Raw genomic sequence first — 12,858 nt, 5'->3', positions numbered from 1 at the left:
CGTGTCGCCTTCGCACCAGGCGACGCCCAGCTCATCGCCGCGTCAGAACAGCTCTTCTTCGGTCGGTCGATCCCGCATGTACGTCTTCTCGCGTTCCGTCTGGAACGTCGTGATCAGCGTGGCGACCGCGTCGGTGATCATTTCGTAGTACTCTTCGCCGCGTTCTGCGGTGGCTTCGGTCGGGTCGCCCCAGACGCCGGTCTCCAGCGCGCGGAACATCGTCGACGGGCCGAAGAAGGTCGAATCCATCAGCGTCGCCGGGTTCGGGACGTCCATCGACATCTCTGGGTACTCTGCGACGGCCTCGTCCATGTCGACCAACTCCTCGTCGATCGCGAGCACGGCCGCTGTCTCGCCGACGTTGGCGTGCCAGCCCTCTTCGAAGGAGAGGTACTCCGCCATCTCCTCGAAACCAAGCGCCATCCAGTAGGGGAAGCCATAGACGTGCTTGTCCGCGGGCAGTTCGCGCATCACCTTGTTGCAGGCCACCTTGATCGGAGCCTCGTTCGTGTAGTGTCCGTTCAGGAAAACGACGTCGTCGAAGCCGGCTTCACACAGCGAGTAGGCGACGTCGTGGAGGACGTCGATCAGCGTCTCCTGGGTCAGGTAGGCGACGCCGGAAAAGCCGACGTGGTCGTCGGAGACGCCGTAGTTTACCCGCGGGGCGACGAGCGCGTCGAGGTCGGGGGCGATCCGCCGACTCACTTCCTCGGGGATGAGTGCGTCAGTCCCCAGACAGAGGTGTGGGCCGTGTTGTTCCATCGAGCCGACCGGAACCAGCGCGGTGGCTGGCTCCGCGTTCTCGAAGTACGCCGCTACTTCCGTGTCGGTCATGCGCTCCATCTCGCGCGAAAGTTGCTCGTCGTTCGTCATTGGTGAGTACGAACCGCGGTACCACGGTTCTCGCGGAGATTGTACCTACCGAATAATGAAGCTAGGTACCCGGGCGGCGCTCGCAAGCCAGTAGGGGTATACCGTGGAGATTCGGCGGTCGCTCCAGCGAATCGGTGATCAGCTGTTGTCGGATTCCACCCGCCGGCGCAGCGATTCCAGCGCCGCGTCGAGATCCGTCGGCATCGTCTCCCGGGCCAGCGCGTCGACGTGGACGAGTCGTACCGTCAGATCGCCGAGGGGCTCCGGCGGAAGCGAGTCGACGATCGTCGCCGCGTCGGGGAAGATCGCTGTCGGAAGCGGCGACTCCCGGAGCATCGACTCGACGAACGCACACCGCGTCTCCGGATCTGCCGACAGCTGCGCGCGAACGTCGTCGCGAACCGCCGGAGAGACCGTCGCCGAAGGTGGCGTCGTACAGGCGGACTCGCAGTACCACTCGAGAGCCTCGTCGACCGCCGGCGCGACTGCCCGCGGCGTGTACTCGCCAGCCTCGTAGAACGCCTCGGCAGTGGTCTCGATCGCCGCCTCGCGACTCGCAACCAGTTCGCGGAGTTGTTCGGGAACGTCGGAGTCCAGAACCGTGCGCGTGACAGCGGCCGCGTGGGAATCCCCATCCGATCCGGGCGGGCGCTCCAGCTCGACTGCTCGGTCCGCCTCGCTATCTGCGAGCAACAGCAGCGGCACGCTCGAGACGCCGTTTCGCACATCTTCGGAGAGGTCAGCCACGTCGTCGAAGATCGTATACACGAACAGCAAGTCGGCGGTAATCGACTCGATTCGGTCGAGTTGGGCGACCGGGTGATCGCCGCCGGCATCGACGAGGCTCGCGACCAGCGACCCCCAGACGGAACCGCGTTGCTCGACGCGCTCGATGGCGAGTTCGCGTGAGGCCACTGTGGGATCGACGGCCTCTTCGGCGAGCTGGCCGCGGGCGATCTCGCGAACGCTCGCCGCCGTCGCACCGACGTCCGCGTCGGCGGGGAGCTCCCCGGCAAGTTCCAGGACGTCTGCGAGCAACAGATCCCCCACGGTGACGCGCTCGTTGCGAAAGCGCTTCGCGCTGTCGTGCTCGTCGATCGCGTCGTCGTGGAGGCTGCTGGCGACGAACAGGAGGGTCAGCTGGGTCGCGACGTTCGCGGCGAGTTCTCGGTCGCCCGAATCGAGGACGTGATCGACACCCGCTGGATCCTGGACGTCGCCGTCCGAGGCGGAGCTGAGCGCCACGAACGTGTACGCGAGGACGCCGAGCATCCCACCCTGATCGAGGTACCGCGCGACGTCTCGTTCCGTCTCGGGGGAGAGCGAGAGGTCGGCCGTTCGATCCTGAAGCGGGATAGGCACGTGCCGACAATGATCGTCGTGTCAGATGAGCGTGACGGATCCGCGTTCGGTGTGTCTCACACATGTGCAACCTGCGCTGGGACTGCGAGCGCAACGTTGACGTCCGAGCGGACAAACCACCTGAGCAAGCGATGAGCGACGGGTCACGGCCGCGGCTGCCCGGCGTCGAGCAGGACGCGGAGGCCGAAGATCGGATCGTCTGCCACGTCGACGCCGACTGTTTTTACGCCGCCTGCGAGCGCCTTCGCGAGCCCGACCTCGCGGGCGAACCCCTCGTCGTCGGGATGGGCTACGAGCCCGGAGAGACCGTCGGCGCCGTCGCCACGGCGAGCTACGAAGCCCGCGAGTTCGGCGTCGAGAGCGCCCAAGCGATCTCGACCGCACTCGAGCGGTTGCCTCGTCGCGCCGCACTGACGCCGGATGCAGCGGACTACGATCCCGAACTCAGCCGAGAGGAAACCGGTCACTACCGGCCCGTCGATATGGAGTACTACGAGTCGGTCGCCGCCGACGTCCGGGAGATCCTCCACGACTGCGCCGACGTCGTCCGGGAGGTGAGCATCGACGAGGCGTACCTCGACGTTACCGACCGCACCGCCTGGACGGTCGCCGAGGGTCTGGCCAGACACATCAAAGAGCGGATCGCCCGCGAGGTCGGCGTGACAGTCAGCGTGGGCGTCGCGCCGACGATGAGCGCAGCCAAGATCGCGAGCGATTTCGAGAAGCCCGATGGGCTGACCGTCGTCCAGCCCGACGAAATCCGGGAGTTCCTCGCGCCGCTCTCCGTCGATCTGCTTCACGGCGTCGGCCCCGTCACGGCTCGCGAGCTTCGATCGATGGAGCTCGAAACCGCAGGTGACGTCGCCACAGCCGATCCGGGACCGCTCTTCGAGCGGTTCGGCGAGCGCGGCCGGACGCTGTACGAGCGCGCTCGCGGGGAGGATGATCGGCGCGTCGAGCCCCGCGGCGAGCCAAAGAGCTTCTCGCGGGAGTCAGCGTTCGCCGAGCCCGTCGCGGAGTCGGAACCGAAGTACGAGCGTCTCGAGACGCTGGCGGCGGCGGTGGCCGATCGCGCACACCGAGAGGGGGCGCTCTATCGGACGGTCGGAATCAAGGCCGTCACGCCGCCGTTCGAGGTCAACACTCGCGAGCGCTCGCTCCCTGGGCCTGTCGACGAACCCGAGCTGGTCGCACAGATCGCCCGGGATCTCTTCGCCGAGTTCGAAACCGAACCGGTTCGCAAGCTCGGCGTTCGGGTTGCCAACCTCGAGTTCACCGGCGACGACCAGGCCCGCCTCGACGGATGGGAGCACGGAACCGGGAGTTCGTCGGCCGAGTCGAGTCGAGACGTCGGTGCGGGTGGAGATGGAGACGTCCGGAACGCGGCGGGAGACGACGCCGAGCCGACCGAGGATGATCGTGAGCCGGCAGAAGATAACCGAAAACTGAACGGCTGCGGTCAGACGTCGCTCGCTGACTTCGAGTCGTGATCAGCCGACCAGCGTCGGAATTCCCTTCGTCTGGCGGTAGTCTCGTGCCTTGACGGCTGCAAGCGCCGGAACGATCCGGTCCTCGTCGCCTGGCTCCCACTCCGCAGGATCGCGCATCGGGACGACCAGGAATCCGCGCCCGCGGATCTCGCGGCCGTGGAGTGTGGCCATATCGAGGTCGAGCCGTCCGCGCCGGGTCGTATACTCGCGGAGGACGTGATCGGTCGCGCGCTGGCCGACCGGGATCAGAATGTGTGCGTTGATTGCCCGCAGCTCCGCGTCGAAGTACGGCTCGAGATCGGCGTACTCCTCGGCGGTCGGGCTCCGACCGTCCGCGAGTGTGCACATATGGATGTAGCTCGCAAAGAGGTTCTCCAGCTCGGGTTCGTCGGCAGCGCCGCGAACGAAGCCGAGCTCGCGGGCGACGGCCTGGACGGCCCGGCCCGATTCGGTTTCGGTAAACGGAACGCCCGTCATCTCGCCGCCGTGGACGCCGGGGTGGTCGCCGATCAGGTGGAAGTCAGCGTTGGCGTCGCCGTAGCCGAATGCGGCCGGACGGGCGCCCTCACCTTGCCGTTCGTATGGTGGGCGCATGCCGAAAGGATTGCTTGTCCGCTCGGTGACGTTCTTCACAGCTGATTGGAGACGATGGGTGCTCATAATTCGCGCGGTTCGGCATAGTCGACGCGGCGATGCGAGAGCGTTACAACACCAACGAACGGCGCTCGATTGCTCTCTCACTCAATTCTCGTCGTGTCTCCAGTCACGTTTCCGGCAACAGTGGCACTCGAGGCGCGTTGTACGCTGGTAGCGGAGACGTTTCCGTCGATCTCGGTGTTTGTCCCGAGACGAACGGTATCGCCCGCAGAGAGATTTCCATCGACGCTCGCCCCGTCGACGGCTGCATCTCTGTTGAGTAACACGTCGCCTCCGACCTCGAGATTGCCGTCGATTTCGGTACCACCGTCGAGCAGTGCGTGGTCAGCAGCGGTGACGTTCCCATCGACTGCAGCGCCGCTCTCGAGGACCACTGAGCCGTCGGCACGAAGGTTTCCGTCGAGCCCACCGTCGGCGGTGACCACGACGTCACCATCCGAACGAACGTTCTCGTCGCGGTCGTCGACGATAGTTGCAGCCGATCTGTCGTCGATCGGTCCCGATTCGGTTTGTCCCGAATCAACTGATCCGCCTATCGCGTCAGACTCGTTCCGTTGGGTAGTCGAGTGGGTGGTTTGGGCCTCCGTGAGACAGCCTGCGAGACCCGCGGCAAGGACTCCACTCGAGACGCAAACGAACTGTCGCCTCGTGGGATCGAGTGTCATTGCCGATAGCTCACTCCAGACGGACCTGAGTCCTGTTGCTCAGTTCACTGCGTGAAAACCCACGGTTTGGCGTCGGTCACCTCACCAGAGCTAGCCAGTTGATTGCCCGTGAGCTACGATTCTTCGTCTGCGTCGGCGGCTCCGAGCGCAACTGTCGAGCCGACGAGTGACTGCAGTCCGCGCCGAAGGCGCTGGGAGGCAGCGACGTCTGAGATGCCCGACTGCTCGCCCAGTTCAACGAGCGTCGTCTGCCGCGGAACGTCGAAGTAGCCGGCCTCGTAGGCGGCGACGACGAGTTCGCGCTGGGGCTCGGTAAGTCCGAACCGCTCTCCCTCACCGGGGGCGACGGTTTCGGAAAGCTGTCTGACGTCGATCGAGAGCTCGTGTTCACGACACTCTGCGTAGAAGGCGGAGATCGCATCGTAGCTCGGAAAGCGGAGCTGAAATTGCCAGCCGTCTCCGCCTCGGACTGCGTTCATCACGAGCGCGTCACTGCGTCGAATCGCGCCGAGAAAGCCGTTTACCGGCTCGGCCCACGCGAATTTGACGAGAACGTAGCCGTCACCCCGATCGACGACCGTCGCGCTCGCGACGGTCGCATCGGCTTCGAGATCCGCGACGAGGCGGTCCGGGTCGGCGGTCTGGGCCCAGAGGTAGGGAACCGCTGATCCGCCGGTCGAAACGGTCGGTTCGACGGCGAGGGACGCACCAGTCTCGGTAAGCGACGACCCGAGCGAGAAGGTCTCGTCGGGCACCCAGACGGTGGCGATGACGCTCATCACACCCACGGAGCGCCGGCAAAGCGCGCAGCGGTTCCGGAGCGCGACCGGTTACAGCCGGACGACGCATACGAACCGGCCAGACGCCACAGCCGGACGTGCACGCACGAGTCGACTGGTCTGCCCGAACTGGCCGGCGTGTGTGAACCGACTGACGCGTGCGAGCCGGCGGGTCGCGCCGACGTCGATCCTCGGTGGTCTCGAACCATTGCTTCAGTGTAACACAGTGGTTAGACCAGCAAAAGCAGGTGGCTTCGATACCGAAGTCAGTTATTATAGGAGATGAGATCGGACCGAATTTATCGGTCGGGGACGAACGTCGACCAATGTATCAGCAGGGACATTACGGCGCCGCCTTGCTCGCGTACGCGCCGGTCGGTGTCGCGGTTGGGATGGCAGGGTTCGAGACCGCTGCACTGCTCGGTGCCATGGCCTGCGTCTCGGTGTCGACGCTCCCCGACGTCGACCACCGGCTTCCGTTCGTCGCCCACCGGGGCCCGACCCACAGCCTCGCGTTCGTGCTTCTCGTCGCCGTCTCGTTCGCGGCCGGAATGGCGGCCATTGGTGACGTAACTGGAGCTGCGGTTGGCTCGGAGCGAGTCGGATTCGCGTTCGTCGTTGGCGCGATCGGCGTCGGCTCCCACCTGCTCGCGGACGCGGTCACGCCGATGGGAATCCGCCCGCTCTGGCCAGTTTCGGACCGTCACTACACCGCCGACCTCGTCGCGGCGAAGAATCCACTTGCAAACTACGCGCTGTTGGGTCTGGGACTGGCGGTGACAGCCGTCGGAACGGTGATCGTTGCGGCTACGGGCTGAATTGCGTTGGAGAAACACGTGGATGAGCTACCGATCTAAGGCGGCGGAGCGATCGGTCGTCTCCCGCCTGATCAGGACGATGGCGCCGAGGAGGGCAGCGAGCAGGGCGAGCGCAGAGAGCACGTAGAGGGGTTCGAAGACCCAGTTAAAGGTGCTCGTGTACTGACGACCGAAAAAGGACGTCGTGAACGCGAGCACGGGCGTCGAGAACAGGACCGCCTGGATCGCCGGCGTCGCGATCCGTCGGCGGCCGACCATTGCGGCGACGATACCACTGGAGAGCAACAACAGCGTGGTCGCGTACTGGGCAACCTGCACGCTCGGATCGTAGGACGTGATATTCGTCAGGAACAGCGGACTGAGCGCGGCGTGTAACGGCAGCGTGAGGGCGCCGATACCGAGCGCGTAGATGACGTGGCGGGTGCCGAGTCGGGGCGCCCAGACGAGGACCGTGGCGACGACGAAGAGGACGAAGATGAGCACGGCCGTCCAGAAGTGCAACGAGAGGATCTCGATCTGGTACTGGAGGACCGTCTCGCGGCCGAGATAGACCTGAATCGGCGTGAGGACGGCGCCAAGAGCGATCAGCCCGGTGACGCGGCGGTCGATCGCGGCGTTGCGAAGGGAAGCGATTGCGGTTCCAATGATCGCGAAGCCGGCGAACATCGCGACGAAACGGTGGATCCACTCGTAAAAACTCGGGAGCCCCGCCGGTAACAGATTGTACGGCCCGGCGTCACACTGGGGCCAGTTGGCCTCGCAGCCGAGTCCGCCTCCCGTCGCCTTCGCCGCCACGCCGAGGAGTATCGTTGCGCCGACGAAGGCGAGCGTCGTCGCCAGCAGGTGCGGGAAGCCAAAGCGGTCGATTAGCGAGCGCAGCCTCGAAGCGGTGGTTGATGAAGACGACACGGGCGTTCAGATCGGGCTTAGGATTGACCGTACTTATGTCGCCCGAGTCGCTCCCGCCGATCGGGAATCGGTTGGCAGAGACGCGTCGATGTGGCCGTGTCGAGCCCCCTTCGTGAGATTCAAGACGACTCCATCCGATCGCCTCGCATGGAAAAACTCGATCGGCTATCCGCGTACCTGGCCGCCCGCGACCTCGAGTCAGTGTGGTTCGCCCGCCCGAACTCCTTCGCGTGGCTGACCGGGGGCTCGAACGTCGTCGACCGGAGCACCGACCGCGGCGTGGGCGCGGTCGGCTACGACGGGGAGACCGTGACGCTGCTGACCGATACGATCGAAGTCGATCGGCTCGTCGAAGAGGAGCTGCCAGATATTGCGGAGTTCGACGTCGAGACGTTCCCCTGGTATGCGTCGACGCTCGAGGAAACCCTCGCCGAGCGCGTCGACGGACCGGCCGCCGCGGACGTCGAGGTCCCTGGCTGGGAGCGCGTCGATCCGACGCCGCTGCGCCAGCCGCTGACCGAACGGGACCGCGAGCGATACCGGAAACTCGGCGAAGAGACCGCGACAGCCGTCGAATCGGTCTGTCGCCAGCTCAAGCCCGACGACACCGAGCACGAAGTCGCCTCGGCGCTGCGCGTCGCCTTTTCGGCCCGCGGGATCGAGGCACCCGTGATTTTAGTCGGCGGCAGCGACCGGGTGAGTCGTCACCGCCACTACACGCCGAAGTCGGTGGAACTCGGCGATTACGCGCTCATTTCGGTGACCGTCGAACGCCACGGCCTCCACGCCAGCTGTAGCCGGACGGTCGCGTTCGATCCACCCGAGTGGCTCACGGAGCGCCACCGAGCTGCCGCCCGCGTCGAGACGACGGCGCTGGCTGCCACGCAGGCCGCCGCGAGGCCCCACACTGCTGACGTGGAAACTGACGGCGGCGTCGAAGACAGATCCGGCGACGGCGGAGGCGAACCCGCCGGAACCGCGGGCGACGTCTTCGCGGCGATCCAGGGTGGCTACGACGGCGTCGGCTGGGACGGCGAGTGGAAACACCACCACCAGGGCGGCGCCGCGGGCTTCGCCGGACGGGAGTGGATCGCGACCCCGACGCTCGACGCGCCCGTTTACGCGCCGATGGCCTACTCCTGGAATCCGACGGTACAGGGCGCAAAAAGCGAGGATACGGTGCTCGTCACCGAGGACGGATTCGAGGTGCTGACGGCCGTCGAGGGTGGTACCTGGCCGACGATCGAAGCGCAGGCGGTCACCGATGGCTCGGAATCGGGGGCTGATCTCGACGTGGATGCAGTAACACTCGAGCGGCCGGCGGTTCTCGAACTGGACGGGTAGGCGTGCCGTGGACGAATCGGCGTCTTCGAGACTGAGAGGCGACGTGGCAGCTCAGCGCGCCTGCAAGAACAACGATTCACAGAGCGCGTCGTCGCCGGCTTCCTCGCGAAGCCGGCGCTGCCGGCTCGCGCCGCTCTCGCGGTCGTAAACCTCCCGAATGCCGTCGATCCCGAGTCGGTCACATTCCCGGTCGACGAGCTCGCCGATTTCGACGGTCCCCTCGAGATCGCGGTCGATAAGCGTCGCGTTCTGTCCGTGTCGGATCGCACGCCACTTGTTCTCGTCGAGCAGCTCTCGGCGAATCCGCGTTCCGTCCGCGCCGTCCTCGTAGTCGTCTGCGAGCGCTTCCACGAGCGCGTGGGCGTACTCGACGAACGCGAGCACGACGTCAGGATCGGCCTGTCCGTCCGGCGTCCGGATCTCGACGGTACCGTGTTCCGTGTGCGGGCGCACGTCGTACCACAGCTCCCCGCGGTCACGAATGGAGCCGGTCTCGACCATCAGGCGCTCGAAGCGGTCGAACGCCTCGTAATCTGCGAAGTGTGTCGGCATCCCGGTGTTCGGAAGCGCCTCGAAGATCTTCGCGCGGGCGGACTGGAGTCCGGTGTCGAACCCACACCAGTACGGCGAGTTCGCAGACAGCGCGAGCAAGAGTGGCATGTGCCAGCGCAACTCGTTTGCAATCCAGACGGCCTTGTCAGCGTCGTCGACGCCGACATGGACGTGAACGCCCGCGGTCGTGTTTCGGTGCTGGGGGTACTGGATCCGCTCGAGCTGCGAGCGGTAGCGTGGCTTATCGGCGTGTTCGAGTTCGCGCCAGTCAGCAAGCGGGTGGAGTCCGGCAGCGGCGATCCGGAAGCCGTTCATTTCGGCGTGCTCGATCAGCGCCTGGCGCACGTCGAGAAACGTCTCGCGGGCGTCGGAGAACTGCTCGATCAACGGGGTCTGGCTCTCGATGACGAACTTGAACAGCTCGTGATCGAGGCGCTCTTCGAGGATCGCCGGTGGCTCGGCCTCATAGACGAGTTCGTCGGTGCCACTTACCGGTCGACCGCGCTCGTCGACGACGAAGTACTCCTCTTCGATCCCGAGCGTCCCCATCCGCGTAAACGATTCCGGCGACCCGCGTTCCATTGACGCAGGCTTTCGGCCGGGGAAGTAAATACGGTTTGGACTCACCGCGAGAGGGACTACACCGTGCCGATCGTTCCATTGATCGTGCGACGGCCGCCTCCTACTTCGGCCGCGCGACCACGGCCAGGTGGTCCGCGTGGTACGGTTCGAGCGATCGACGCTCCACGATCTCGTAGCCCTCCTCGAGCACTGCGATCACGCCCTCGAAGACGGTCTCGGGCTCTCGGGTCGCGTCCTCGCTTCTGGCCTTGATCGCCAGCAGCAGTCGTCCGTCGTCGGCCAGGAAGCGCCGGTTCTCGACTGCGACGCGCGCCTGTCCCCGCGTCGCGACGTCCTGAATCAGGGTGTCGACGTCGGCCTCGACGACGTGGGCGTACGTCTCGGGCTTCCGGGCGTCTTTGAGCAGCGGGAACAGCCGCGGTCGGGACTCGACGGCCGAGAGCAGGTCCCGTGCGGGGCGAGGAGCGAACTCCACGGCGTAGGTCGGGCCGGCGAAGTCAGCGACGTGGCTCACTGTCGTACCGCTTGCAGCTCCAAGATAGAGCACCGTCTCGCCGCCGGTGAGTCCGGTGTCCATCTCGAGGGCGAGCATCGCGCCGAGCTTCGACCGGTGGGGGTCCCAGGCGCGCCACTCGCCGTCGGTCGGCTCTCCGTATACCGGCTCGCCGCAGGTGGCAAGCCGGTCCTCGCCGTCGATCTGGCGGCGTTCGACGCCCGTCGGGAGGGCGGGCTCACTCATCGATTTCACCACCGTGGGCGTCGACGTCGTTCTCGCCGTCGGCTCGCGCCTGAATCGTGGCGAGGCGCGCTTCGAGTTCGGCGTCGAGTTCAGGCTTTCGCTCGCCGGAGTAGTGATCCACCCGAGCAGCGATCGAGAGCTTGCCGGCGAGGGCCCGCGCCGCAGATCCTCGGTCATCGGGACGCGTTCCGCGGACCGCATCGTGGGTGTAGATGATACCGTGTTTCGGCGAGGGAGCGTGGCCCCGGAGATGTGCGAACAGCGCCTCCTCGGCGCCCAGCACCTGCACCGTGCCGCTTGGTTTCTTTGCGAGCGCCTCCAGCCCCCCGGCCAGCGAGAGCAGCCGCGCCGCGAGGACGGGACCGGCGAGCGCGGCGAGATTCGGCGCGACCGCAGGCGCCTCGCGCTCGACGTACTCGCGCAACTTGTCGGCCTCGTCGGCGAGATCGGCCACACGGCCGGCCAGAGAGGCGACTGCCGCTGTCTCCGGCGTGGGTTCGCCGGCGACCAGTTCGCGGGCGTAGCTGACGCCGCTTCCGGCCTCCGCGTCGACGGTGCCAGCCCACTCGGCGACGCGCTCGGCGAGTTCGTTGGCCGTCCGCTGACAGTCGTCCATCGCCCGGACGGCGTGGACGAGCTGGCGGTCGTCAGCCTGCTCGCGCTCGGCGACGGCCTCGCGTGTCGCGGCCGTCGTCACCTGATGAAGGCGGTCGTAGTACGCCTCCTCGTCGGCGGCGAAGCCGGCGTCGACGGCGCGCTCGGGCCACGTGGCGGGCTCGCTCGCGGAGCCGTCACGAACCGCCGCCGCGAGGTTCTCGTCGGTTGGTTCGGTCGATCTCTCGGCGTCGAACCAGCCCGATGTGTCGGTCATGCCCGTCCGTTTCCGGGCTGCGGGATTAAAGCCCCCGTTCGGGAACGAACGGGCTCACGACGCTGTGAAATGTCGAAAAGGGTGACTTAGACGCCGAAGACCGCTCTGAGCATGTCTCGGGTACCCGGCCCGAGCCCCACAGCGACCACCGTCACCATGAGGAGGTAGGCGTACCGGGGCGTCTCCTCGAAGACCTCCTCGTTGAAGATCCAGACGACAAAGATGGCCGCGGCGATCTTGAGTGCGAGAAACGGCCAGGCGTTGCCGAAGAAGTCGACGATCGCGATGTTGATTGGGTGTTTACCAGCCATGTTCTGTGGCCAGCCGAAGTCGGTTGCGTAGCTCAGCCCGATCAGGTTGGCGATGCCGTCAACGGAATGCGCCCAGATGACGACGATTCCCATGTACTGTGTTCCGCGATTGATGCTGGGTGCAATCTGATCGATGAGCCAGTAGGCACCGAAGGCAATCACAGTCGCGCCGACGAGCGTGACGACGCCGATAAGCGGGAACCAACCGTGGCCGACGTCGGTCGTCATCCAGGCGAGTAAACCGACCGTCAGCACCAACAGCACCGTTCCGATTCCGGCGAGCGGATACTCGTATCCTCTCACGTAATCGTTGCGATCGAGCCAAATGGACACGAGAAGCGCCGGTAACGCGATCAGGAAGACGGTAACGTAAATTAACGGGCTGATCAGGAATCCCGACAGCGGAAGCTCGATCGCGAGGTCGCCCGTCTCGCGGTAGACGGCGACGTTTGCGTCCTCGACGACGCGCAGTGCACCGCCGAAGAGGAAGAACGGGAACAGTCCGTAGAAGCCGGCGCGGTAGCGGTCGATATCGAGGCGACGGATCAGCAGGATGATCCCGGTGACTAACAGGAGCAGCGTGGGGATGTATCCCGCGTACGACTGCCAGGTGTATCCCGGCGTCGCGGTCGGTCCGTCACCCGGACCCGCATTGGTACAGTTCGTTCCCGCGTCGATCTGGGCGCCGTCGGCCCAGGCGACGCAGCTCCAGCCGTGGGCGTCGGCAACGACCGGACCCCAGAAATAGTGCCAAATGATGTCGACGTACACGCGCTGTGGGAACAACACCGCGGCGAGGGCGATACCGACAGCGAGAATCGAAGCGGTGGCGACCCAGAGACGTTCGGGGCCGACCCGTTCGAAGAGGTCGTCCATGGACGACACCGGGAACGGAGGGCGCTTACC

Annotated in this window: 13 protein-coding genes; 3 read left to right on the top strand and 10 right to left on the bottom strand. The window is 65.9% G+C overall.

Going from position 1 to position 12,858, the window contains the following annotated elements; genetic code table 11:
• Positions 1–42 precede the first annotated feature (42 nt).
• Both OB905_01370 and OB905_01365 read right to left on the bottom strand, forming a co-directional pair.
• On the bottom strand, positions 43–873 hold the full coding sequence (locus OB905_01370) for a creatininase family protein (protein ID MCU4924636.1): 831 nt from the start codon (positions 871–873) through the stop codon (positions 43–45).
• A 138-nt stretch (positions 874–1,011) separates the two neighbouring features.
• The gene (locus tag OB905_01365) at positions 1,012–2,235 is read right to left on the bottom strand and encodes a class 1 isoprenoid biosynthesis enzyme (GenBank protein MCU4924635.1); all 1,224 of its coding nucleotides are present in this window, start codon (positions 2,233–2,235) and stop codon (positions 1,012–1,014) included.
• A gap of 131 nt (positions 2,236–2,366) precedes the next feature.
• On the opposite strand from OB905_01365, the gene dinB reads away from it, so the two are divergent.
• Positions 2,367–3,725, top strand: a complete 1,359-nt coding sequence (dinB, locus tag OB905_01360) for a DNA polymerase IV (GenBank protein ID MCU4924634.1) — start codon at positions 2,367–2,369, stop codon at positions 3,723–3,725.
• Here dinB and OB905_01355 read toward each other — a convergent pair whose 3' ends face one another.
• From OB905_01355 to OB905_01345, 3 genes are all read right to left on the bottom strand, one after another.
• Positions 3,726–4,358, bottom strand: a complete 633-nt coding sequence (locus OB905_01355) for a uracil-DNA glycosylase (GenBank protein ID MCU4924633.1) — start codon at positions 4,356–4,358, stop codon at positions 3,726–3,728.
• Between the two features lie 104 nt (positions 4,359–4,462).
• The gene (locus OB905_01350) at positions 4,463–5,047 is read right to left on the bottom strand and encodes a polymer-forming cytoskeletal protein (protein MCU4924632.1); all 585 of its coding nucleotides are present in this window, start codon (positions 5,045–5,047) and stop codon (positions 4,463–4,465) included.
• Between the two features lie 113 nt (positions 5,048–5,160).
• Positions 5,161–5,826 carry a helix-turn-helix domain-containing protein gene (locus OB905_01345; GenBank protein ID MCU4924631.1) on the bottom strand — a complete coding sequence of 222 codons (666 nt, stop codon included), beginning with the start codon at positions 5,824–5,826 and terminating at the stop codon, positions 5,161–5,163.
• A 326-nt stretch (positions 5,827–6,152) separates the two neighbouring features.
• Here OB905_01345 and OB905_01340 point away from each other — a divergent pair, with 326 nt between their 5' ends.
• Positions 6,153–6,644 (top strand): metal-dependent hydrolase, encoded by a 492-nt coding sequence (locus OB905_01340; GenBank protein MCU4924630.1) that lies wholly within the window; start codon positions 6,153–6,155, stop codon positions 6,642–6,644.
• Between the two features lie 27 nt (positions 6,645–6,671).
• On the opposite strand, the gene OB905_01335 is transcribed toward OB905_01340, so the two are convergent.
• The gene (locus OB905_01335) at positions 6,672–7,553 is read right to left on the bottom strand and encodes a cytochrome oxidase assembly protein (protein MCU4924629.1); all 882 of its coding nucleotides are present in this window, start codon (positions 7,551–7,553) and stop codon (positions 6,672–6,674) included.
• 147 nt (positions 7,554–7,700) lie between these two features.
• Here OB905_01335 and OB905_01330 point away from each other — a divergent pair, with 147 nt between their 5' ends.
• Positions 7,701–8,897 (top strand): M24 family metallopeptidase, encoded by a 1,197-nt coding sequence (locus tag OB905_01330; protein MCU4924628.1) that lies wholly within the window; start codon positions 7,701–7,703, stop codon positions 8,895–8,897.
• Positions 8,898–8,948: 51 nt separating this feature from the next.
• Here the strand turns inward: OB905_01330 and OB905_01325 are convergent, their stop codons facing one another.
• From OB905_01325 to OB905_01310, 4 genes are all read right to left on the bottom strand, one after another.
• Positions 8,949–10,031, bottom strand: coding sequence for a glutamate--cysteine ligase (locus OB905_01325; protein ID MCU4924627.1), 1,083 nt, complete (start codon positions 10,029–10,031; stop codon positions 8,949–8,951).
• A 100-nt stretch (positions 10,032–10,131) separates the two neighbouring features.
• The gene (locus OB905_01320; protein ID MCU4924626.1) at positions 10,132–10,770 is read right to left on the bottom strand and encodes a fibrillarin-like rRNA/tRNA 2'-O-methyltransferase; all 639 of its coding nucleotides are present in this window, start codon (positions 10,768–10,770) and stop codon (positions 10,132–10,134) included.
• On the bottom strand, positions 10,763–11,641 hold the full coding sequence (locus OB905_01315) for an NOP58 family protein (protein ID MCU4924625.1): 879 nt from the start codon (positions 11,639–11,641) through the stop codon (positions 10,763–10,765). The genes OB905_01320 and OB905_01315 overlap by 8 nt, the downstream gene beginning before the upstream one ends.
• A gap of 86 nt (positions 11,642–11,727) precedes the next feature.
• Positions 11,728–12,828 carry a DUF63 family protein gene (locus OB905_01310; GenBank protein MCU4924624.1) on the bottom strand — a complete coding sequence of 367 codons (1,101 nt, stop codon included), beginning with the start codon at positions 12,826–12,828 and terminating at the stop codon, positions 11,728–11,730.
• Positions 12,829–12,858: the final 30 nt, after the last annotated feature.

Source organism: Halobacteria archaeon AArc-dxtr1 (assembly GCA_025517425.1).
Taxonomy (GTDB): Archaea; Halobacteriota; Halobacteria; order Halobacteriales; family Natrialbaceae; genus Halostagnicola.
This window is presented reverse-complemented; position numbering and strand designations above follow the sequence as displayed.

Excerpts from the sequence above, each read along its gene's own strand:
- OB905_01370 (MCU4924636.1), bottom strand. The coding sequence starts at position 873 with ATGACGAACGACGAGCAACTTTCGCGCGAGATGGAGCGCATGACCGAC.
- dinB (MCU4924634.1), top strand. The coding sequence starts at position 2,367 with ATGAGCGACGGGTCACGGCCGCGGCTGCCCGGCGTCGAGCAGGACGCG.
- OB905_01350 (MCU4924632.1), bottom strand. The coding sequence starts at position 5,047 with ATGACACTCGATCCCACGAGGCGACAGTTCGTTTGCGTCTCGAGTGGA.
- OB905_01345 (MCU4924631.1), bottom strand. The coding sequence starts at position 5,826 with ATGAGCGTCATCGCCACCGTCTGGGTGCCCGACGAGACCTTCTCGCTC.
- OB905_01340 (MCU4924630.1), top strand. The coding sequence starts at position 6,153 with ATGTATCAGCAGGGACATTACGGCGCCGCCTTGCTCGCGTACGCGCCG.
- OB905_01330 (MCU4924628.1), top strand. The coding sequence starts at position 7,701 with ATGGAAAAACTCGATCGGCTATCCGCGTACCTGGCCGCCCGCGACCTC.
- OB905_01325 (MCU4924627.1), bottom strand. The coding sequence starts at position 10,031 with ATGGAACGCGGGTCGCCGGAATCGTTTACGCGGATGGGGACGCTCGGG.
- OB905_01320 (MCU4924626.1), bottom strand. The coding sequence starts at position 10,770 with ATGAGTGAGCCCGCCCTCCCGACGGGCGTCGAACGCCGCCAGATCGAC.
- OB905_01315 (MCU4924625.1), bottom strand. The coding sequence starts at position 11,641 with ATGACCGACACATCGGGCTGGTTCGACGCCGAGAGATCGACCGAACCA.
- OB905_01310 (MCU4924624.1), bottom strand. The coding sequence starts at position 12,828 with ATGGACGACCTCTTCGAACGGGTCGGCCCCGAACGTCTCTGGGTCGCC.